Below are 19,563 nucleotides of genomic sequence, written 5' to 3'. Positions count from 1 at the left end.
TGAATTACGATAGTCGGCTTCGCATAGTTGGCAGAAAGCCGTACATCATGTTCTCCAAACGCTCCCTCCTTCAATCCGCGTTGGCCTTGGCGGCAGTCGCGGTGCTGTCCGGCCCGACCTGGGCGCAGGACAAGACTTCCATCAAGCTCGGTGTGACCGCCGGCCCGCACGCGCAGATCATGGAGGCAGTCAAGAAGGTGGCCGAGAGAGACGGTCTGACGATTCAGGTGCTTGAATTCGCCGACTACGTGCAACCCAACGCGGCGCTCGCTGCCGGGGAACTGGACGCCAACAGCTACCAGCATCGTCCGTACCTCGACGCGCAGGTCAAGGACCGTGGCTACAAGATCGGCTGGGTGGCCGACACGGTGAATTTCCCCATCGGCATCTACTCCAAGAAGATCAAGAAGTTGGATGAGATCAAGGAGGGTGGGCGTTTCGGTATTCCCAACGATCCCACCAATGGGGCCGTGTGCTGTTGCTGCTGCAAAGCCTTGGTTTGATCAAGCTCAAGGAGAACGCGGGCCTCAAGGCCACGCCGCTCGATGTGGTGTCCAACCCCAAAAAACTGCGCTTTGTGGAACTCGACGCCGCCCAGTTGCCGCGTTCGCTTGACGACCTGGACGCTTCCGCGATCAACACCAATTTCGCCATTTCTGCGGGCCTGAATCCGAAGACGGACTCGATTGCGCTTGAGTCGGCGAAAAATCCATATGTAAATATTCTTGTCGTCAGAGATACTGATAAAGACAAGGCCTGGGTGAGCAAATTAATCAAAGCCTATCACTCAGACGAAGTTCGCAAGCACATCGAAACCCAATTCAAGGGTTCGGTGATCCCGGCATTCTGATCGGGTCCAACCCAGCCACGCAGTGCCGAAGTGGCTTTTTTCGGGGCTGGGTAACAGCTATCTGAGATGTTAAAACCGTTCTCGATTGGCTAAAGTAATTGTGTAAAAGTTGCAATAAAAGCCTAACAATTATTTACAATAGACTGTAGCAATGAAATACACATTGTGAGTGACTAAGTGGTTTTGAGCATGGCGCAACCACATGTGGATGGAGAAAATTTTCCAAAACTTGTAGTTTCAATATGCAACAAATTCTCACATCATCAGTCAAATTCACGGTGGCGGTCGTAGACGGGGACGAGGCGCATCGAATGCACGTGTGCCGTTTCCTCGAAGAGTCCGGCTACACGACTTGGGGCGCAGGTTCGATTGAAGACTTTTATATCGGTCTGCTCAAGGAAAAGGCTGATCTCGTGATTGTCGATCTGGACCTCGGCGTCGAGTCGGGTCTTGCGCTGGTGCGCCGTCTTGTGGCACAGCGGATTCCGGCCATCGTGCTGTCGCTCAATGCGCATTCGGGTGCGCGCGTGGCGAGTCTCGATGCCGGAGCGTTGCAATACTTCGTGAAGCCGTTGTCGCTTGCCGAACTCGGGCCGGCATTCGTGCCCAGCTTCGCCAGCTCGAGATGCGCGTGTCCAACGCCGAGCAACAGAATTCCTGGCGTCTCGATCTGAGCGTGCCGCGATTGATCGCTCCGAACCAGCGCACGATCCGTTTGACCAGCCGTGAATGCGAACTGCTCGAATGCCTGATGGCGGCCAACGGCGGCATGGTGTCCAAGGCCAATCTGGTCAAGGCCATGGGGCACGCCGAAGCGGAGGACGGCTTTCATCGCATCGAGTCGTCGCTGATGCGACTGCGCCGCAAGACGCTCGCCGGAACCCAGTTGATGCTGCCGGTGCGTGCGGTCTTCGGCAAGGGACTGGTGTTCGTGCCATGAGCGGGATGCCCATGAGCGGAATGCAATAGTCAGTTCCTGGGCCTGTTCACACCACGCACGGGATCGCATCGTGCAGTCTTGGGATGGGACGCAAGGCGCAGGGTCTGATCACTCGGGGGACGCAGGCGGCAACCCGTCGCGAACGTCGAACCAGGTGTGCAAGGGCGCGCGTTCGGTGAAAGTCTGGTTGACCGGTGCGTCGCCGTCGGGCCAGCCGAGCGCCACGCCGCATACGATGTGCTGGTCCTCGGGCAGATCGAGGACCCGGCGCACGGTGTCGGCATGCGAGGCGAGTGCGCCGATCGCGCAACTGCCCATGCCGACGGCCGAGGCGGCGAGCTGCAGTCCGTGCAGCGCCATTCCCAGATCCATGTAGCCGCCCGCGCCGAACGCGGCATCAATCGTCACGACGAGCGCAACCGGGGCGTCGAAGAAGCGGTAGTTGCGCTCGAATTGCGCGGCCCGCCCAGCCTCGTCGCCACGCGCAATGCCGAGCGCGCCATACAAGGCCTGCGCTGCGGCCACCTGGCGTTTGCGCAACAGCATCGGCATGGGGCGAGGAAAGTAGCCATAGTCCTCGCGCTCCTCGTGCCCGCCGCGCACGCGGTGGATCAACGCATTGCTCAGTGTCTCGCGCGCGGTGCCGCTCACCTGAATGAACCTGCCGGGTTGCAGATTGGCTCCACTCGGTGCCGCACGCGCGGCACACAGCAATTGCGCGAGCAACGCCTGCGGCACGTCGCGAGCGGTGTAGGCGCGCACCGAGCGGCGGTCGTGCAGAAAGCCAAGCGCCGCGCTCAGGTCATGGCTCGCGACGGGTTCCGCATTCTTCATGACGCGCCGTCCATCTGCACGATGCAGGCCGATCCCAGCCCGCCGGCAGCGGCGATGGCGGCAAGGCCCAGGGCTTTGTGATGGGAGTTGGCGGTCTGCTGCTGCAGTGTGCCCAACAGGCTCACGAGAGCAACCGCACCCGACGCGCCTATCGGATGGCCGCGCGCCAGACCGCCGCCGCTCGCGTTGATGCGATCCGGCGCAATGCCGAGGCTCCGGCAGAACGAAAGACCCTGCGCGGCAAACGCATCGTGCAGCTCGATGGCATGCATGTCGCGGGCGGTCATCGACGTTTCCGGCAAGCTGGCGGCTGGCAGCGCAAGTGCTCTGGTTGCCGCCGCCGCAGCAGCGGTCAACGGCATGGCGGGCGCGCTTCCGAGGCTCGCCCCTACCAGCCAATGCGTGCGCGCCGCAATTCCCCATTGCTGGCAGAAGCGCGTCGAGGCCAGCAAGACCATCGCGGCGCCATCGGCCTTGGGCGAGATGTCGAGCGCGCTCAATGAGCAACGCCGCTCAACGTCTTCTGCCGCGCTCGCAAGAATCGGCATGCGCCCGGCACGCGCGAGCCCGATGCTGCGCGGGTAGGCATCGTGGTCGAGCCCGGCAACGGCCACCGTGGCATCGCGCGAGGCCGCCAGCGCGCGTTCATGGCTGGCAACCGCGTATGCATCCTGCTCGGCGCGGGTGATGCCTAGCGCGAAGGCGTGATCGGCTGCGGCCTGCAACAGGTCCGGGTCTTGCGCGGGATCGGGTGCGAAGGGCGGTCGTTCGTAGGTTTGTGCGGATTCATCAGCGTGCATCGGACGCGTCTGGCGAATCGGTGCGCGGCTCCAGGCCTCGACGCCGCCCGCGATCACCACACTGGCCTGTCCCGAGGCGATCAACCCCGTGGCCATGGCGATGGCGTCAAGGCCGGAGCAGCACTGGCTATCCACGGTGAATGCTGCGCAGCTTTGCGGCAGACCTGCGGCCAGCGCCGTCATGCGTGCCGGATTGCCACCCGCGCCTAGCGCATTGCCGAGCACCACCGCATCCACGTGCCGCAGCGACACGCCGGCGCGCGCGAGCAGCTCGCGCAGCACCGGCGCGGCCAGCTCGTGTGGAAGCAGGGCGCTCAAGGCGCCGCCAATCGGTGCGACGGGGCTGCGGGCCCACGCGATGATGGGTGTGGCGGGCTGCATCATGGCGCGCTCGCCGTGCTGGGTGCGCACAGTGGTCGAAGAATCTCGCAAGGCTCGCCCGCGAGGGCCAGTTGCAGCGCGTCGGCCAACTGCCGGTGATCGGTCTTGCCGCTGCTGGTTTGCGGCCAGGACTCGTTGGCCGTCCACCATTGGCGCGGCAGCTTGAATGCCTCGGTGCGCGCGTGCAGCCACTGCGCGAGTTGCTGCGCCGTGGGCGGGGAGGCGTTGGCAGGATCGCGCCATTGCAAAATCGCATGCAACTGCATGCCGCGCAGCCCGTCTGCGACGCCCTGGAGCGAGGCGCGCGCAATCGCCGGGTGATCCTGCAGCAGTGTTTCAACTTCCTCGGGAAACAGGTTCTTGCCGCGCGTGACGATCATGCGGCTTTGCCGACCGGCCAGATGCAGCAGACCCTGCTCATCGACGTGCCCCATGTCGCGCACCGACAGCCAGTCGCCGTCGCGCAGCACGCCGGTGCGATCCACATGCTGGCCCACGTAGTCCATGAAGACCATGGGACTGCGCAGGTAGATCAGGCCGTTCTCGCCATCCTCACCTTCGACCGAGCGGATCGAAAGCTCCACATTGCTGAACGGTCTGCCCACCGCCGTGGCGCAGGCGTTGCTGTCCGCATCCATCCACGCGACGTAGCTGGCTTCGGACGCGCCGTAGAACTCGACGATGCGCGCATTGGGAAACAGCGCCTTGAGCGCAGGAGTTTGCGAGCGCATCCAGCGCGCACCGCTGATCTGGACCAGTTCTACGCGGGGAATCGGCGCCATGCGGCGCTGCCGTGCCCATTGCAGCATCAGCAGCAACTGGCTCGGCACGGCGACCAGCACCGCAGCGGCATCTTCGGCCAGCCATTGCAGGCAGCGCAGCGCCGAAAATTTCTCCTGCACCAGGGCGCCTGCGCCGCACCACAGACCGTGCATGACGCCGAACAGAAACAGCGAATGCGACATCCGCCCCGGCGCCAGCACGCGCTGCGCGGCGACCGCTCCGAAATCTGCAATGCCTACGCGAAAGCTCTCCGCCCACGAGCGGTGGTGGCGCATGAACCCCTTGGGCATGCCTGTGCTGCCCGAGGTGAAGCCGGTGTAGAAGGCAGCGAGTGGCGTGGCCGCATGCAACCGGCTTGGCGCGTCCGGAAGGCAGGCCTGCACGCGTTCGTGTACGGGCTGCGGCCATTCTGGATCTGCCACGGCGGCGCATCTGCCACTCGCGATGACGGCCAGAAATTCGATCACGCACTCCAGCGTGCCGCGAGATGCATCGACGAGCAGCATGGCGGGTTTTTGCTGCGCGATGATGGCCTCGCGGCGCAGTTCGACCTCACCTTGCAGTTGCGCAAAGCTGAGGCTGCGCGATTCGCTGCGCAAAGCCGTGGCATGCGGCGTCAACCGCGCCCAGTGCGCGAGCGGGCCGTGCACCAATTCCCAAAAATCGTGCAGCGCGGCGGCCAGGGCGTGTGCTTCAGGTTCAGGCACGTCGGCCGCCAAACTGCCAATCAGGCAGACCGCGCGCAACGGTGTGCGTGACCAGTGCGCAGAGCACGCACTTGATCAGATCGCCGGGCACGAAGGCCAAGGTCGCGATCACCGCCTGCTTGAGCGACAGGTGCGCGAGCAGCATCAGCCCGAGCACGCCGAACAGATGCAGCGCGAGCAGGCCACCGACAAGCGCCGCCACGAATGCACCTACGGCAATCACCCCCGGGCTGCGTTGCGGCACGGCGCGCATGATGGCACCCGCGATCAACGCAGCCGGTGCGTAGCCGATCAGATAGCCGGCCGACGGGGCCATGAACACCCCTATGCCGCCGCGTCCGCCCGACAGCAGCGGAAGGCCCGCCGCCACGGCCAGCAGAAACAGCGCCATCGCCTGGAATCCGCGCTTAGGCCCGAGCAGCACGCCCGCGAGCATCACGCCCAGCGACTGTGCGGTGATCGGCACGCCCATCGGCAGATCGATCTTCGGAATCAGCCCGAGCACGGCCATGAGGGCCGCGAACAGCGCGACCTGCGCCATCGATGAGGCGGTCGAGCGGGAGACGGTGTGCAGAGTTTGGGGTTTCATGGATGGGCTCCTGTTTTCAATGACCAAGGCGCGCCCACAGCGCGTCGGCGACGCGGCGCGAGGCATGCAGCATGTGGATGGCGAGTGGCGCAATCAGCCGGAAGCCACCGTGTCGTCCGGTGCGCAGCCGGTAGGCGTCGGCCAGCTTTTGCCACTGCGTGAAAAAGTGTTCGGTAAAGCGCAGCATCAACGCAATCTGCAGTGCGAGACGCTCGGGATGCAGGCCCAGATGCGAGAGTGGCGCGAGCAGCTTTTCCAGCACGTCGACGATGTCGGATGGCCGCGTGCTGACCGTGAACGCCACGCCAAGCACCGAGGCACAGGCCAGTCGCAGCGTGCTCACCGCCGCGACCGTGTAGTTGCCCATGTAGATGTGGAACGCCGCCACCAGCAAGGCGGCGATCAGCACCGACACCAGCAGGCGCCTGGCCCCGCCGTGGCCCTGCCCAGCGAAAGCCAGAGCAGTGCGCAGCCAAGCGCGGCAGCAGCCAGCACGAGCGGCGACGAGGTGAGAAACAGCAGCGCGCCGAGCACCGCAAGCACGAGCAGCTTGTGGCCGGCGGCAATGCGGTGCAGCCAGGTTGGAATGTCGCTGTAGAGGCTTCCCATGTGGATCGATCCCGCGCCTCAGTCCGCGCTCGCATCGGCGCGTGAAGCGACGTCGGCCTCATACGCCGCGCAGACCTCGGCACCCGGTCCGTCCGCGCGAACGCGACCCTGATCGAGCCAGATGACGCGCGCAAAGTCCCGCACGTGCGAGAGCAGATGCGTCGAGACGAGCACCTGTTGGCGTGCGTTGGCAATATCGCGCGCAAGGCGCGCCTGCCCCGGGAGGTCGAGGCTGGCAAACGGTTCGTCGAGCAGCAGCACGCGAGGGCGAGCGGCGAGCAGCGCCAGCCAGCACACATGCTGGCGCTGCCCCTGGCTCAGGCTGCTGATCGCCCGGTCGGCCCAGTTTGCGAGCCCGCGTTCTGCGAGCAGGTCGCGCGCGGCTTGCAACGCCTGCGGTTTTTTCATGCCATGCGCGCGCAGCGAGAGCGCGATTTCCTCAACCACCACGGGGAAGATGATCTGGTCGTCCGGGTTCTGAAACATCAGCCCCGCGAGCGACGCACGCGCTGGCGCCGCCTCATCAAGATTCAAGCCAGTCAGGCACACATTCCCGGCCTGTGGCACCTCGAGTCCGCACAAGAGGCGCAGCAGGCTCGTCTTTCCCGCCCCGTTGTCACCGATCAAGCCAATGCGTGGCTCGTTCAGCGTCAGGTTCAGCGAGTCGAACACCCGTGTGCACCCACGGTCAAGCACCACGTCTGTGAGCGTGATGTTGATCAGGCTTTCAGCGGCGTCGTTCGAAGAGGTGCAAAAAGGAGCAAGCATGAGCGTCGAAAAATGAAACACGGGCGGCAAGGCCTCGTTCTTTTCATTCTATGGATCACAAATGACCCCAACGCACCTTGAATTCGCCCATAAGTGAATTTAATTGCTCTGAAAAACGTGTTCTAACTTCGGTTATTTTGCTCGCAGGAAACCGTCGTGATGAGCGAAGTTGCTGGTAGATGTAGGGTATTTAGAGGCAACAACAATTTGGTGCTGCGAACGTGCATGTATTTGCAGTCAACTGCCGTCAAATCGTGGCATCGGACTCGCCAAAGTCCAAGCAATTAGCATCCTTTCGGGCTCATTCGGGAGCGGATCTGCCCCTGATTTCGCACTGCCAGCGACGAATGACACTCTTGGGTAAGCTCGCACGTTCCCGCTCCCTTCTTTTCGTGGATACGCCGTGCCATTGTTCTTCATTGCCTTGTCGGTTGCCGCTCTGGTCGTCTTTCAGCTGGCGGGCGATTTTCTGGTGCGCGCGCTGAATTTGCCCGTGCCTGGTTCGCTCGTGGGTCTCGTGGGCCTGACCGTGGCGTTGGTGGTGCTTGGCCGCGTTCCGGCGGCGCTTGGCAAGGTCAGCGGCGGCTTGCTGCGCAACATGATGCTGATGCTCGCACCAGCCGTCGTCGGCCTGATCGACAACTTTGGCCGAGTGCGTGAGGAGTGGCTGCCGTTTCTGGTCGCCGGTGTGGCGGGGGCGGTGATCACGCTGGGGGTCACTGCGGTGATTCTTCAGCATTTGCTGCGCAGGCAAGCAGGCCAGACGGACACCGGGGCACATTCAGAAGCAGCGCCGACGGAGGGCAAGGCATGAACTCGCTTTTCCCGGCGCTTGCGCACGCGCCGCAGCCGTTTTCCGATTGGCATGCCTTCATGCTGGCCGCAGTTCTGTGGATCGGCGTGAGCTTCGCTGCCTACCTTGCCGCGCAGAAGCTGTATCGCGGATTTGGCGGCAACCCGCTGCTGGTGCCGGTCGCCACGACCTCGCTGGTGGTGATGCTGGTGCTGTGGTCGAGCGGCACCTCCTATACCACTTACGCCGTGGCCACCAGACCGCTCAGTTGGTGGGTGGGCCCCGCGACGGTGGCGATTGCGGTACCGCTGTTTGCGCAGCTTGATCGCCTCAAACGCATCTGGAGGCCGTTGCTGATCGCGCTGCTGGCGGGTTCTCTGGTGGCGATGATGGGCGCCGTCGGCATCGCCTGGGCGCTGGGTGGGAGCTGGCAGACGCTCGCATCGCTCATGCCCAAGTCGGCCACCATGCCGATTGCGATTCCCATGGCCGAGCGGTTTGGCGGCCTACCGGCGCTGGCTGCCGTGGCGGTCGTCATCACCGGCGTGGTCGGCACGGTGATCTCGCATCCCTTGCTGCGTCTGCTCAAGGTCAGCGATCCGGCCGCGCGTGGCTTTGCGATTGGCTTGACCGCTCATGCCATCGGCATGGCGCGGGAATTGCAGATCAACCCGGTATCGGGGAGTTTCGCGGCGCTGGCGATGGGACTCAATGGCATTCTCACGGCCTTGCTGATGCCGATTCTGGTGCTCGCGCTGAAATAACGCGGGTTCTTCCCGGGCATCGCGCACGCAGCGCCCACTCAGGCCCGACAATAGCGGCTTGCGTTTTCAGTCTCCAACCGGCGGCGCGTTCCGCCCAATGCAATACATGTCCTTTTCCGATCTGGGCCTCGCGCCCTCGCTGGCCCAGGCCGCGCATTCCCGTGGCCTGATTGCCCCGACCGCCATTCAGCAGCAGGCCATTCCGGTCGTCCTGGCCGGACGCGACCTGCTGGCCTGCGCACCCACCGGCACAGGAAAGACCGCTGCCTATGTGCTGCCGCTGCTGCAAGCCTGGATGCTGAGCGATGCGGCCACGCGGCAGGGCGGCGCGAGGCAGACGCAGGCGCTGATCCTCGTGCCCACGCGCGAACTGGCGGCTCAGGTTGCCGAACTGATCTACCAGTTGGGCGAATCTCTGGGCAAGCGCCCCAAGGTTGGCGTGCTGACCGGCGGGGTGTCGATCAATCCCCAACTGATGGCGCTGCGCGGAGGCGTTGACATGGTGATCGCCACGCCCGGACGTCTGCTCGACGTGGTGGAACACAGCCGTTTGCAGCTCAAGACGATTCGCACCTGGGTGCTCGATGAAGCGGATCGGTTGATGGATCTCGGTTTTGCAGAAGAACTGCATCAAGTGATGGCGCTCGTGCCGGCGGCTGCCGAGCGCCAGACGCTGTTGCTCTCTGCCACGTTCCCGCCCGCCGTTCAGGGGTTGGTCGCAACCCTGCTGCGACCGGATCACGAGCGCATCGAGATCGCGTCCACGCATCAGCAGGACGCGACCATCGAGCAGCGCGCCTATCTTCTCGACACCAACAAGCGCACCGCCTTGTTGTATGAACTGGTACAGCAGCATCCGGGGCAGCGCATGCTGGTGTTTGTGGCAAGCCGCTACAGCGCCGAACATGTGGCCAACAAGCTCTATGACCGCCAGATCAACGCCACTGCATTTCACGGCGACCTGAGTCAGGGCGCGCGTCAACAGGTGCTTCAGGAATTCAAGAATCAGCAGTGGCAGGTGCTGATTACCACCGATCTTGCCGCACGTGGCATTCACGTGGATGAGTTGCCTCTCGTGATCAACTACGACCTGCCGCGTTCGCCCGTCGAATATACCCATCGCATCGGCCGCACGGGCCGGGCCGCCAAAAGCGGCGTGGCGATCAGCTTCGTCACTCCCGCCACGGAAGCACACTGGAAACTGATCGCCAGACGCAATGCACTGGACCTGGAGTTGCTGACGCTGCCGCAGTATCCGGTGACGGAAACCGCTCCCGCGCGCCAACCGCACGAGGACGGCAACGACGGTGGCGTCAAGGGCAAGCGCATGAGCAAGAAGGACAAGCTGCGCGCCGCTCAGGCCATCGTCAGCAAACCCCGACACCGTGAGCACCAACGACAAAGGCCGGAGCAATCCGGCCTTTGTCGCTTTTCATTTTCAACTGGAGCGGTGCGGGTTTTCTATTTCCTCGATCAGGCCGCTTCGGCGAGTTCCAGGACATCGCTGAGCGTCACTGCCGCGTCGATGTCCTCGTACGCGCTTGCCAGTGCCTGACTCTTGGCATCGGGACCCAGGGCCACACCTTCGGCGCGTACAAAGCGCACGTCGGTGATGCCGAAGAAGCCGAACATCACCTTCAGGTAGCTTTCCTGATGTTCCATCGCCTGACCCTCGGCACTCGTGGAATACAGCCCGCCACGCGTCGAGGCAACGATCACCGTCTTGCCTTGGGCAAGCCCTTCGGGACCTGTGGCGGTGTAGCGGAAGGTGCGACCCGGTTGTGCGAGGCGGTCGAGCCACGCCTTGAGTTGCGTGGGGATGGTGTAGTTGTAGAAGGGTGCGCCGACGACGACCACGTCGGCCGCAAGAAACTGGCTGAGCAGGCGCTCGGACACCGCGTTCTCGCGCACCTGGGCTTCGGACAGGCCATCCGTCTGGCCGGTGCGCGGCGCCATGGCGTCGGCGGTGAAGTGATTCGGCGCATCGGTCAGCAGATCGAGGCGGCTCACCTTGGTGTCGGGATGCCTTGCCAGGAAGGCATCGACGATCTGACGGGTGAGCAGACGCGAAACGGAGTTGTCGCCGGTGATGGAGGAGTCGATGTGAAGCAATTGCATGATGATTCGTTGTCCAAAGGGTTTATTCGGTAAGTCGCAGATCTGATAGCTGTGTATTGCTATGGCCTTGGTTTGTTCGATTTGCGAATGGATGTATTGTGGTGATGAGACAATGAATTGATAAGACGGCAATTTCGCGATAGATTGTTCTGAATTTCAAGCCAATTAACGTATTCACGATGCAAGACCTGAACGACATGCTGTTTTTTGCCGAGGTGGTGGAGCGGGGCGGTTTCACCGCCGCGAGCCACAGTCTCGGGATTCCCAAGTCACGGCTGTCGCGCCGCGTGACGGAGCTTGAGCAGCAGTTGGGCGTGCGTTTGTTGCAGCGCACGACGCGCAAGCTCTCCTTGACCGAGGTGGGCGAGACCTATCTGCGCCACTGCATCGCCATGCGCGACGAGGCGCTCGCCGCAGCCGATGCGGTCGCGCAGGTCAAGGGCACGCCGCGTGGCACCGTGCGCGTCTCCTGCCCGGTCACGCTCGCGCAGACTGTGCTCGGTGAGCTGGTGCCGACGTTCATGGAGCGTTATCCCGAGGTGCGCGTCGAGATGCGCTTGCTCAACCGGCCCGTGAACGTGGTCGAGGAAGGCTTCGACGTGGCGCTGCGCGTTCGCAGCTCGCTCGAGGAAAGCGGCAGCATGGTCGTCAAGCGCCTGGGCGACGGACGGCAATTGCTGGTCGCGAGCGTCGATCTGCTCAACCGGCAGGGCACGCCAAGGACGCTTGCGGATCTGGAGCGGCTGGACAGCATCACCATGCCATCGTCCGATGGCCGCTACACGCTCGAAATCATCGGCCCCGACGGGCACAAGCATTCGCTGCAGTTGAAACCGCGCTATGTGGTCGATGATTTGCTGATGCTCAAGTTTGCCGCCGTGGCCGGCACGGGGTATTGCTGGCTGCCGGACTATCTGTGCCGTCAGGAGCTGGAGGATGGCCGACTCGTGAAGCTGCTGCCGGACTGGTCGCAATCGCCAGGCATCGTGCACGCGGTGTTTTCATCGCGGCGCGGGCTGCTTCCGGCCGTGCGCGCGTTTCTGGACTTTCTGGGAGAGGCCGTTCCCCTTGGCGATCACTTTTCGTACTGAGGCGCTTTGAAGGGTGGAAGAGCCGAATGGTCGACCCAGGCGTTGACTTAAAGTGCACTTTAATTTCTACATTGCAGCTTTCCACGAGCCATATGCCAAGCCATATGCCAAGAGCAACCGCTCATCCATTTGGAACCACCTGCCATGAATGCACCTCTTGCCACGTCCTGGCGCAATATTGCGCTGGCCATCCTTGCTGCATTGATCGCATCGTTCCAGATCGGCAAGGCCATCATCGCGTTGCCGTTGCTTCAAGGTGAACCATTGCATCTGAGTCTGCGGCAGACGGGTCTGGTGATTTCGGCGTTGGCGATTGTCGGCGCTGTTCTTGCCATGCCGCTCGGGGTGCTTATTGCACGGTGGGATTCGCGCAAGGTCATCGTAGCGGGTCTGGGCGTGGTGGCGTTGGCGAGCTTTGCGGGTGCCAGCGCTGGGAGTATCGGATTGCTGCTGGCATCGCGCGTGTTGGAAGGTGTGGCGGTAGTGACCTTGCTGATTTGCGCATCCAGTGTCGTGGGTCGCCAGGCGTCCGAAAAAGACCGTGATCTGGCGATGGCGCTGTCGAGCACGGCCGTTCCTGGCGGCATCGCGTTGGTCATGCTGGTGGCGACGCTGGCGTCATCGGTCGGCATGCCGCTGTCCTGGCCTGCCATCTGGTACGTCAATGCAGGCTTGGCTGCAGCATTCGCGGTTGTGATCCTGCTGGGACTTCCCGCCATGCCGCCGCAAGCCAGTGTTGCTGGTACCGGCAGTCATCAAAAACGGACCCGCTTATGGGATGCGATTCACACCGTGGGCACGGCGCGCAGCGTTCAGTTCATCGCGATCTGTTTTGCGCTCTACGCGGTCATCTACTTTGCGTTTTCCGGTTTCTTGCCGTTGTTGCTGCGCGATCTGCTGGGATTGACGCCCATACAGGCAGGGTTTGTTAGCGCGGGCATCGTGGCGGCCAATGTACTTGGTAACATGAGCGCAGGTGCCTTGATGCGACGCGGCATTGCGTCCCACCGGATTGTGTCTGCCGGGTTTGTCGTCGCGGCAATCTGCATTCCCATGCTGTTCTGGCTCAAACTCCCGCCCGTGGTGGCAGCGGTTTGCGCGGCGATCATGATCGGGTGCATGGGTGGAGTACCGGGCGCGTTGACGGCCATTGCTCCCAAGGTCGCACCCAGCCCGACCTTGATCGCACCCACCATCGGCTTCATGTTGCAAGGCAGCTATGTGGGCCAGTTGGTAGGGCCGATGTCTGCGGGCGCATTGGCGCAAGCCGGTGGATGGGTTCTTGTGGCGTGGATGCTTTTGCCACTGGCCGTGGCTGGAGCCATTTTGGCGCGCAAGCTGAAATGACCCTACCGCGCTCGGGCGGCTATTCGTCGTCTGGTGACTCGGAGCGCGTCAGCGTGTCGCCGAGCCACGACCGGGGGCCAACGCCGTTTTCGGCAATGCAGTCTGCTCGGTTAAACACGTCACATACCTTCATCGACAGGCAGCCGCAGCCGATGCATTTTTCCAGACTCTTGCGCAGGTGCATCAGATCCTGCATGCGTTCGTCAACGCGATGGATCCATATCTGCGACAAGCTATTCCACTCATCGCCTGTGGGCGCATGGTGTTTCGGCAGTCCATTGAGCTGCCCGGATATTTCTTCCAGTTGAAAACCGAGCCGCTGCGCGAACACGACGTAGGCCACGCGGCGAAGGGTGGAGCGCCGGTAACGGCGATGGCCCGCATTGCTGCGCACCGATTCGATCAACCCCAGCGATTCGTAGTAACGCAGCGCCGATGCGTTCACGCCGCTGCGCTGCGCGATGGTGCCGATTGGAAGCAGCTCATCGTCTCGGACTGTCATGTCGACTTCCTTTTTTCTCTTGACCTAAAGCTGACTTTAACTGGAGGAATACTATCCGGCAACGAGGTGCGCTCCAGCGTTGCCTTGTACAAATCGCCTTCCAAGCCGCACCAGTGCTTCTATATGCCAAATATGAATAAACAAACAAGAATATAGTTGTTCGAGTTTTAAGACTACGTCCCCACAATGATGTTCACTTTTGACACGTCAACGAAGAGACGCAAACACAATGATTTCGACCCGCTCGCTCAAGACCCTGATTGCCGCCGTTGCCGTGGTGGCCAGTGGCGTGGCCTCCGCTCAATCCACCTCGCTGCTGAACGTCTCCTACGATGTGGCGCGCGAGTTCTACAAGGACTACAACCAGGCCTTCATCGCCCACTACAAAAAGACCAAGGGCAAGGACGTGAAGGTCGATCAGGCGCATGGCGGCTCGAGTGCCCAGGCGCGGGCCGTGAACGACGGTCTCGAGGCCGACGTCGTGACCTTCAACACCACGACCGACATCGATTTTCTGGCTGGCAATGGCGTGGTCGCCAAGGATTGGGCGAAGAAATTCCCGAACGACGCGTCGCCCACGACGTCGACCATGCTGTTTCTGGTGCGCAACGGCAATCCCAAGAACATCAAGGATTGGGAAGATCTGATCCGCCCCGACGTTAAGGTCGTGGTCGTCAATCCCAAGACGGGCGGCAACGGCCGCTATGCCTATCTGGCCGCATGGGGTTATGTGCGTGAAAAGGGCGGCACGGATGCGCAGGCTGCGGAGTTCGTGAGCAAGCTGTTCAAGAACGTGCCGGTGCTGGGCAAGGGCGGGCGCGATGCCACGAGCATCTTTTTGCAACGCAATATTGGCGATGCGCTGATCACCTTCGAATCGGAAGTTGTTTCCGTGGAACGTGAGTTCGGCAAGGGCAAGGTGGACGCGATTCACCCATCGGTGAGCATCGTGGCCGAGAACCCCGTCGCCATCGTTGATCGTACCGTGAACAAGAAGGGCACACGCGAGCTGGCAACCGAGTACCTGAACTATCTGTATTCGGACGAAGGGCAGGAAATCGCCGCCAAACACGCGCTGCGTCCACGTTCGGAAGCGGTGCTCAAGAAGCATGCAGACGTGTTCAAGCCGATCAAGCAGTTCACCGTGGCCAAGTATTTCGGATCGCTTGGAGAAGCACAGAAGGTTCACTTCAACGACGGCGGGCAGTTCGACAAGCTCTACAGTAAGTAAAGCGCCCCTGAGCTACTTCGCGCATTCATCATGATGCGACGTTTGCCTGGCGGCTGCCGGGCTGGGTCGCATCGGTGTGCGCGCCACGCCACTGTTTCCTGATCTCCTCCACGAAATTTCTCTATGACCGCTGCGGTGCTGAATGCAACGCCGGGAGCAGGCTCTGCCCGGCGCGGTCCCAAGCGTGTGTTGCCCGGTTTCGGGCTCACGCTGGGCTATACGCTTTTCTACCTGAGCATCATCGTGCTGATTCCATTGGCCGCGCTGCTCCTCAAGACCTTTCAGATGACCTGGCCCCAGTTCTGGGACGCCGTGACCGCGCCGCGCGTGCTCGCTTCGTACCGGCTCACGTTCGGGGCATCGTTCATCGCGGCCTGCGTGAACCTGGTGTTCGGGCTGCTCGTGGCCTGGGTGCTGGTGCGCTACCAGTTTCCCGGCAAGAAGATCGTCGATGCGCTGGTCGATCTGCCGTTCGCGCTGCCAACGGCCGTGGCCGGCATTTCGCTCACCGCGCTGCTCGCGGGCAATGGCTGGGTGGGGCAGTACCTGGAGCCACTCGGCATCCAGCTCGCGTTCAATCCGAACGGCGTGGTGATCGCGCTGATCTTCATCGGCCTGCCGTTCGTGGTGCGCACGGTTCAGCCGGTGCTCGAGGATTCCGAGAAGGAACTCGAAGAAGCCGCGACCAGCCTGGGCGCCACACGCTGGCAGATCTTCCGCAAGGTGATCCTGCCGGGCATCACGCCCGCGCTGCTCACCGGTTTTGCGATGGCGTTCGCGCGGGCGATCGGCGAATATGGCTCGGTGATCTTCATCGCGGGCAACATGCCCATGGTCTCCGAAATCACGCCGCTGATCATCATCGGAAAGCTTGAACAATACGACTACACCGGTGCCACCGCTGTTGCGGTGACGATGCTGTTCTTCTCGTTCATCATGCTGCTGGTCATCAACGGATTGCAGGCGTGGCAGCGCAAGCGCCAGGGGGCTCCGCTGTGAACGAATCGCACTATTTGCTATTCAAGGTCATCGGCGCGATTCTGGCGCTGGTGCTGGTCGCTTACCGCCTCACGGCACCCGGCAAGAACAGCAAGCCCGAGAAGCTCAGCACCACTGAGCCACGTGCCGTTCGCTGGATCCTGATCGGCATCGTGATGGTCTTTTTGCTGCTGTTTCTGGTGTTGCCGCTGGCGGCGGTGTTCACCGAAGCGCTGCGCAAGGGGCTTGACGCCTATCTGGCCGGGCTGCGCGAGCCCGACGCATGGTCCGCCATCAAGCTGACCCTGATCACGGCGGCGATTGCCGTGCCGCTGAACCTGGTCTTTGGGGTGGCTGCGGCATGGTGCATCGCCAAGTACGACTTCAAAGGCAAGGCGTTTCTCACGACGCTGATCGACCTGCCGTTCTCGATCTCGCCAGTGGTCGTCGGCCTGATGTACATGCTGGTATTCGGCGCGCAGGGCTGGCTCGGGCCGTGGCTCGCCGCGCACGACATCAAGATCGTCTTCGCGGTTCCGGGCATCGTGCTGGCCACCATCTTCGTGACCTTTCCGTTCATTGCCCGCGAACTCATCCCGCTGATGCAATCGCAGGGCAACGACGAGGAACAGGCCGCCATCGTGCTCGGTGCCAGCGGCTGGCAGACCTTCTGGCATGTGACGCTACCCAACATCAAATGGGGCCTGCTGTACGGCGTGATTCTCTGCAATGCGCGCGCGATGGGCGAGTTCGGGGCGGTGTCGGTGGTCTCAGGTCACATTCGCGGGCAGACCAACACCATTCCGCTGCACGTGGAGATTCTCTACAACGAGTACCAATCGGTAGCCGCATTCGCCGCCGCTTCGCTGCTGGCATTGCTGGCGGTGGTCACGCTGGTGATCAAGTCGGTGGCCGAGTGGAAGGCCGAGAAGCAACTCGCAGCGGCTGCGGCGATGCCGCCCGAGCGCCCGGCGACCACCTGAGGTTTTTCGCCCGGCTGCCGGATGGAGCAGGGCAGGACAAGGAACACACAGACATGAGTATCGAAATTCGCAACGTCAGCAAGCAGTTCGGAGATTTTCAGGCGCTGCGCGACGTCAGCCTCGACATCAAATCCGGCGAACTCATCGCGCTGCTCGGCCCTTCGGGTTGCGGCAAGACGACGCTGCTGCGCATCATCGCGGGGCTTGAAACCGCAGACGTTGGTGTGATTTCCTTCAGCGGCGAAGACACGACCGACGTGCACGTGCGGGACCGCAACGTGGGTTTCGTGTTCCAGCACTACGCGCTGTTTCGCCACATGACCGTGTTCGACAACGTGGCGTTCGGCCTGCGCGTGAAGCCGCGCAAGCAGCGCCCGAGCGAGGCGCAGATCAAGGAGAAGGTGATGAATCTGCTCAAGCTGGTGCAGCTCGACTGGATCGCCGACCGCTATCCCTCTCAGCTCTCGGGCGGCCAGCGCCAGCGGATCGCGCTTGCGCGCGCGCTGGCCGTGGAGCCCAAGGTGCTGCTGCTCGACGAACCGTTCGGCGCGCTCGATGCCAAGGTGCGCAAGGAATTGCGTCGCTGGCTGCGCCGTCTGCATGACGAACTGCACGTGACCTCGATCTTCGTGACCCATGATCAGGAAGAGGCGCTTGAAGTCGCCGATCGTGTGGTCGTAATCAACAAGGGGCGAATCGAGCAGGAAGGCACGCCGCAGCAGGTCTGGGACAATCCTGCCAGCCCATTCGTCTACGGCTTCCTTGGCGACGTGAACCTGTTCAAGGGCCGCGCGAGCGATGGCCGCGTGTATCTCGACGACGGCATGCAACTCGAAAGCGCGGATGCCAAGAACGCGCACGAGGCCAAGGCCTTCGCCTTCGTTCGTCCGCACGATCTGGATGTGGAGCGCTACTCGCCCGGTCAGGCGCTCGACGCGCAGGGCCGTCCGCGCGGCATCGTGGTGCAGTTGTCGCGCGCCATCGTTGTCGGACCGATTGCGCGTCTGGAACTTATTCCCGAATCCGATAACCAATCGACGGACAATACGACCTCGGAGTCGCTCATAGAAGCACAGATTCCGGCGCAGCAGTTTCGTGACCAGGGACTGCGCGAGGGCGAGATGCTGGTGGTGACACCGCGCCACGCCAAGGTTTTTCTGGACCAAGCTGCCGGTATCTGACGTCTGTTTTCCCATGGGAGGTCGGCATGGGTAAGATGCCGGTTTCCCTAAGGACAAAAAAGTGGTTTTCAACTGGATTTCCCGGGCTCCGCGCCAGCTTCTCGGGCTCATTTGCCTGGCCTGTATCGCCATGCTCGGCTTTGGCATGTATCTGCAGCACGTCGTGGGGCTCGAGCCTTGCCCGATGTGCATCGTGCAGCGTTATGCGCTGATCGGCGTGGCAGTGTTCACGGGTATCGGCGCGCTGCGCGGCGGCGCCGGCTGGTGGAAGACCTTCAGTTTTCTTGCGTTGTTGATGGCCGGTTTCGGCGCTTTCGTGGCGGCTCGCCAGAGCTGGCTGCAGTGGTATCCACCCGAGTTCGCCACGTGCGGACGCGACTTCTACGGCATGATCGAAAACTATCCGATCAGCCGCTCGCTGCCAATGATCTTCCGTGGCTCTGGCGACTGCACAGCCATCGACTGGACCTTTCTCGGCGGCTCCATCGCCAACTGGTCCTTTGTCTGCTTTGTGCTTTTCGCCATCGTGCTTCTAATTGCACTGATGCGCGGCGGCGCACGCCGCTGAATCGAACCCCTCCCACGGTTCAGCCGGGCCCAGAGGCTGACAAGCACTGAGTGCATCCACATGGATCAGGTGGCTGATGCACGCTCTGCGCCAAAGACTACCGGCCCGTGCGATCCGGGCTGCCAGACCGGATGCGTTTGCATGACCTCGGCAAACAGCGCGGAATCCAGAAATCGCTGCAGCCATGCCTGTAGATGCGGCCACGGCGTGCGGCTCCACGCCTCCTTGTCGATGGCTGCGAACTGGCGCACGAAAGGGAGCAGCGCCATGTCGGCGAGGCTTGCGTGGAGGCCAAACAGGTAGTCGGTGTTTTCCAACCGGTTGTTCAGCGCGCCAAGCCATTCACGTGCGTCCCTAGCCGCGGCGACACGTTCGTCACTCGGGTAGCGGTCCGGATACTTGGTTCGGTCCAGCGCGGGTTTGAAAAACTCGTCATTGCGAGCAATCAGTGCAAGCATGTCCTGCAACGATCCTTTGTGCGGTTGCAGCCAGCCGTCATCGTCGCGCATGCGCAGCGCGTGCAGCATCACGTCGAGGCTTTGATCGATGACCGTTCCATTGCTCAACACCAGCACGGGCACGGTCGCCTTGGGCGACGCTTCGAGCATGGCCTGGGGCTTGTCACGCAATTTTATTTCCCGCAGTTCGCAGGCCATGCGTCCATAGGCCAGCGCCAGCCGCGCGCGGATGGCGTAGGGGCAACGGCGAAACGAATAGAGAATGGGCAGCGCGAGCGAAGTCATGTG

20 protein-coding genes and 2 pseudogenes are annotated in these 19,563 nt (G+C 62.4%); 13 read left to right on the top strand and 9 right to left on the bottom strand.

Going from position 1 to position 19,563, the window contains the following annotated elements:
- The first annotated feature begins 47 nt into the window (after nt 1-47).
- The 3 genes and pseudogenes from H9K75_RS02420 (at nt 48) to H9K75_RS23360 (ending at nt 1,790) form a co-directional block, all read left to right on the top strand.
- Nucleotides 48-850, top strand: a pseudogene (locus tag H9K75_RS02420) (MetQ/NlpA family ABC transporter substrate-binding protein).
- 278 nt (nt 851-1,128) lie between these two features.
- The gene (locus H9K75_RS23365) at nt 1,129-1,524 is read left to right on the top strand and encodes a response regulator transcription factor (RefSeq protein WP_226858473.1); all 396 of its coding nucleotides are present in this window, start codon (nt 1,129-1,131) and stop codon (nt 1,522-1,524) included.
- The gene (locus tag H9K75_RS23360; RefSeq protein ID WP_226858472.1) at nt 1,482-1,790 is read left to right on the top strand and encodes a winged helix-turn-helix domain-containing protein; all 309 of its coding nucleotides are present in this window, start codon (nt 1,482-1,484) and stop codon (nt 1,788-1,790) included. Before H9K75_RS23365 ends, H9K75_RS23360 begins: the two co-directional genes overlap by 43 nt.
- A 108-nt stretch (nt 1,791-1,898) precedes the next feature.
- Here H9K75_RS23360 and H9K75_RS02410 read toward each other — a convergent pair whose 3' ends face one another.
- The 6 genes and pseudogenes from H9K75_RS02410 to H9K75_RS02385 form a co-directional block, all read right to left on the bottom strand.
- Nucleotides 1,899-2,624, bottom strand: a complete 726-nt coding sequence (locus tag H9K75_RS02410) for a nitroreductase (RefSeq protein WP_187724628.1) — start codon at nt 2,622-2,624, stop codon at nt 1,899-1,901.
- Nucleotides 2,621-3,805, bottom strand: a complete 1,185-nt coding sequence (locus H9K75_RS02405) for a thiolase family protein (protein ID WP_187725875.1) — start codon at nt 3,803-3,805, stop codon at nt 2,621-2,623. The genes H9K75_RS02410 and H9K75_RS02405 overlap by 4 nt, the downstream gene beginning before the upstream one ends.
- The gene (locus H9K75_RS02400; protein WP_187724627.1) at nt 3,805-5,295 is read right to left on the bottom strand and encodes an AMP-binding protein; all 1,491 of its coding nucleotides are present in this window, start codon (nt 5,293-5,295) and stop codon (nt 3,805-3,807) included. Before H9K75_RS02400 ends, H9K75_RS02405 begins: the two co-directional genes overlap by 1 nt.
- Nucleotides 5,288-5,884, bottom strand: coding sequence for a biotin transporter BioY (locus H9K75_RS02395; RefSeq protein ID WP_226858471.1), 597 nt, complete (start codon nt 5,882-5,884; stop codon nt 5,288-5,290). The genes H9K75_RS02400 and H9K75_RS02395 overlap by 8 nt, the downstream gene beginning before the upstream one ends.
- Nucleotides 5,885-5,900: 16 nt before the next feature.
- Nucleotides 5,901-6,493, bottom strand: a pseudogene (locus H9K75_RS02390) (CbiQ family ECF transporter T component).
- Nucleotides 6,494-6,511: 18 nt separating this feature from the next.
- The gene (locus tag H9K75_RS02385; protein WP_187724626.1) at nt 6,512-7,261 is read right to left on the bottom strand and encodes an energy-coupling factor ABC transporter ATP-binding protein; all 750 of its coding nucleotides are present in this window, start codon (nt 7,259-7,261) and stop codon (nt 6,512-6,514) included.
- A gap of 403 nt (nt 7,262-7,664) precedes the next feature.
- Between H9K75_RS02385 and H9K75_RS02380 the strand changes: the two genes are divergently transcribed.
- From H9K75_RS02380 to H9K75_RS02370, 3 genes are all read left to right on the top strand, one after another.
- On the top strand, nt 7,665-8,075 hold the full coding sequence (locus tag H9K75_RS02380; RefSeq protein ID WP_226858470.1) for a CidA/LrgA family protein: 411 nt from the start codon (nt 7,665-7,667) through the stop codon (nt 8,073-8,075).
- Entirely contained in the window at nt 8,072-8,818 is a 747-nt protein-coding gene (locus tag H9K75_RS02375) for an LrgB family protein (protein ID WP_187724625.1), read from the top strand. Before H9K75_RS02380 ends, H9K75_RS02375 begins: the two co-directional genes overlap by 4 nt.
- Nucleotides 8,819-8,924: 106 nt before the next feature.
- Nucleotides 8,925-10,373 (top strand): DEAD/DEAH box helicase, encoded by a 1,449-nt coding sequence (locus tag H9K75_RS02370; RefSeq protein ID WP_187724624.1) that lies wholly within the window; start codon nt 8,925-8,927, stop codon nt 10,371-10,373.
- Here H9K75_RS02370 and H9K75_RS02365 read toward each other — a convergent pair.
- Nucleotides 10,292-10,936 (bottom strand): FMN-dependent NADH-azoreductase, encoded by a 645-nt coding sequence (locus H9K75_RS02365; protein ID WP_187724623.1) that lies wholly within the window; start codon nt 10,934-10,936, stop codon nt 10,292-10,294. The genes H9K75_RS02370 and H9K75_RS02365 overlap by 82 nt on opposite strands.
- 179 nt (nt 10,937-11,115) lie before the next feature.
- Between H9K75_RS02365 and H9K75_RS02360 the strand changes: the two genes are divergently transcribed.
- Both H9K75_RS02360 and H9K75_RS02355 read left to right on the top strand, forming a co-directional pair.
- Nucleotides 11,116-12,027 (top strand): LysR family transcriptional regulator, encoded by a 912-nt coding sequence (locus H9K75_RS02360; RefSeq protein ID WP_187724622.1) that lies wholly within the window; start codon nt 11,116-11,118, stop codon nt 12,025-12,027.
- A 144-nt stretch (nt 12,028-12,171) separates the two neighbouring features.
- Nucleotides 12,172-13,374 (top strand): MFS transporter, encoded by a 1,203-nt coding sequence (locus H9K75_RS02355; protein ID WP_187724621.1) that lies wholly within the window; start codon nt 12,172-12,174, stop codon nt 13,372-13,374.
- A gap of 19 nt (nt 13,375-13,393) precedes the next feature.
- Here the strand turns inward: H9K75_RS02355 and soxR are convergent, their stop codons facing one another.
- Complete coding sequence (gene soxR, locus H9K75_RS02350; protein WP_187724620.1) at nt 13,394-13,876, bottom strand: redox-sensitive transcriptional activator SoxR; 483 nt, start codon at nt 13,874-13,876, stop codon at nt 13,394-13,396.
- 229 nt (nt 13,877-14,105) lie between these two features.
- On the opposite strand from soxR, the gene H9K75_RS02345 reads away from it, so the two are divergent.
- The 5 genes from H9K75_RS02345 to H9K75_RS02325 all read left to right on the top strand — a co-directional run bounded on the left by H9K75_RS02345 (nt 14,106) and on the right by H9K75_RS02325 (nt 18,817).
- Nucleotides 14,106-15,107: a sulfate ABC transporter substrate-binding protein gene (locus H9K75_RS02345; RefSeq protein ID WP_187724619.1), complete on the top strand. Its 1,002-nt coding sequence runs from the start codon at nt 14,106-14,108 to the stop codon at nt 15,105-15,107.
- 123 nt (nt 15,108-15,230) lie between these two features.
- Nucleotides 15,231-16,106 (top strand): sulfate ABC transporter permease subunit CysT, encoded by an 876-nt coding sequence (cysT, locus tag H9K75_RS02340; RefSeq protein WP_187724618.1) that lies wholly within the window; start codon nt 15,231-15,233, stop codon nt 16,104-16,106.
- 50 nt (nt 16,107-16,156) lie between these two features.
- The gene (gene cysW / locus H9K75_RS02335; RefSeq protein ID WP_187725872.1) at nt 16,157-17,068 is read left to right on the top strand and encodes a sulfate ABC transporter permease subunit CysW; all 912 of its coding nucleotides are present in this window, start codon (nt 16,157-16,159) and stop codon (nt 17,066-17,068) included.
- Nucleotides 17,069-17,121: 53 nt separating this feature from the next.
- Nucleotides 17,122-18,249 (top strand): sulfate/molybdate ABC transporter ATP-binding protein, encoded by a 1,128-nt coding sequence (locus H9K75_RS02330; protein ID WP_187724617.1) that lies wholly within the window; start codon nt 17,122-17,124, stop codon nt 18,247-18,249.
- A gap of 61 nt (nt 18,250-18,310) precedes the next feature.
- Nucleotides 18,311-18,817, top strand: a complete 507-nt coding sequence (locus H9K75_RS02325; protein ID WP_187724616.1) for a disulfide bond formation protein B — start codon at nt 18,311-18,313, stop codon at nt 18,815-18,817.
- Nucleotides 18,818-18,882: 65 nt separating this feature from the next.
- Here H9K75_RS02325 and H9K75_RS02320 read toward each other — a convergent pair whose 3' ends face one another.
- Nucleotides 18,883-19,560 carry a glutathione S-transferase gene (locus H9K75_RS02320; RefSeq protein ID WP_187724615.1) on the bottom strand — a complete coding sequence of 226 codons (678 nt, stop codon included), beginning with the start codon at nt 19,558-19,560 and terminating at the stop codon, nt 18,883-18,885.
- Between the last annotated feature and the right edge of the window lie 3 nt (nt 19,561-19,563).

Origin of the sequence: Diaphorobacter aerolatus, assembly GCF_014489535.1 — a bacterium.
Taxonomy (GTDB): Bacteria; Pseudomonadota; Gammaproteobacteria; order Burkholderiales; family Burkholderiaceae_C; genus Diaphorobacter_A; species Diaphorobacter_A aerolatus.
The sequence above is the reverse complement of the archived record's forward strand: the minus strand, read 5'-3'. Positions and strand labels throughout refer to the sequence as shown.

What these genes read in the sequence shown, in the direction of transcription:
- H9K75_RS02410 (WP_187724628.1), bottom strand. Translation starts at nt 2,624, where the DNA reads ATGAAGAATGCGGAACCCGTCGCGAGCCATGACCTGAGCGCGGCGCTT.
- H9K75_RS02405 (WP_187725875.1), bottom strand. Translation starts at nt 3,805, where the DNA reads ATGCAGCCCGCCACACCCATCATCGCGTGGGCCCGCAGCCCCGTCGCA.
- H9K75_RS02395 (WP_226858471.1), bottom strand. Translation starts at nt 5,884, where the DNA reads ATGAAACCCCAAACTCTGCACACCGTCTCCCGCTCGACCGCCTCATCG.
- H9K75_RS02385 (WP_187724626.1), bottom strand. Translation starts at nt 7,261, where the DNA reads ATGCTTGCTCCTTTTTGCACCTCTTCGAACGACGCCGCTGAAAGCCTG.
- H9K75_RS02375 (WP_187724625.1), top strand. Translation starts at nt 8,072, where the DNA reads ATGAACTCGCTTTTCCCGGCGCTTGCGCACGCGCCGCAGCCGTTTTCC.
- H9K75_RS02370 (WP_187724624.1), top strand. Translation starts at nt 8,925, where the DNA reads ATGTCCTTTTCCGATCTGGGCCTCGCGCCCTCGCTGGCCCAGGCCGCG.
- H9K75_RS02365 (WP_187724623.1), bottom strand. Translation starts at nt 10,936, where the DNA reads ATGCAATTGCTTCACATCGACTCCTCCATCACCGGCGACAACTCCGTT.
- H9K75_RS02360 (WP_187724622.1), top strand. Translation starts at nt 11,116, where the DNA reads ATGCAAGACCTGAACGACATGCTGTTTTTTGCCGAGGTGGTGGAGCGG.
- H9K75_RS02355 (WP_187724621.1), top strand. Translation starts at nt 12,172, where the DNA reads ATGAATGCACCTCTTGCCACGTCCTGGCGCAATATTGCGCTGGCCATC.
- soxR (WP_187724620.1), bottom strand. Translation starts at nt 13,876, where the DNA reads ATGACAGTCCGAGACGATGAGCTGCTTCCAATCGGCACCATCGCGCAG.
- H9K75_RS02345 (WP_187724619.1), top strand. Translation starts at nt 14,106, where the DNA reads ATGATTTCGACCCGCTCGCTCAAGACCCTGATTGCCGCCGTTGCCGTG.
- cysT (WP_187724618.1), top strand. Translation starts at nt 15,231, where the DNA reads ATGACCGCTGCGGTGCTGAATGCAACGCCGGGAGCAGGCTCTGCCCGG.
- H9K75_RS02330 (WP_187724617.1), top strand. Translation starts at nt 17,122, where the DNA reads ATGAGTATCGAAATTCGCAACGTCAGCAAGCAGTTCGGAGATTTTCAG.
- H9K75_RS02320 (WP_187724615.1), bottom strand. Translation starts at nt 19,560, where the DNA reads ATGACTTCGCTCGCGCTGCCCATTCTCTATTCGTTTCGCCGTTGCCCC.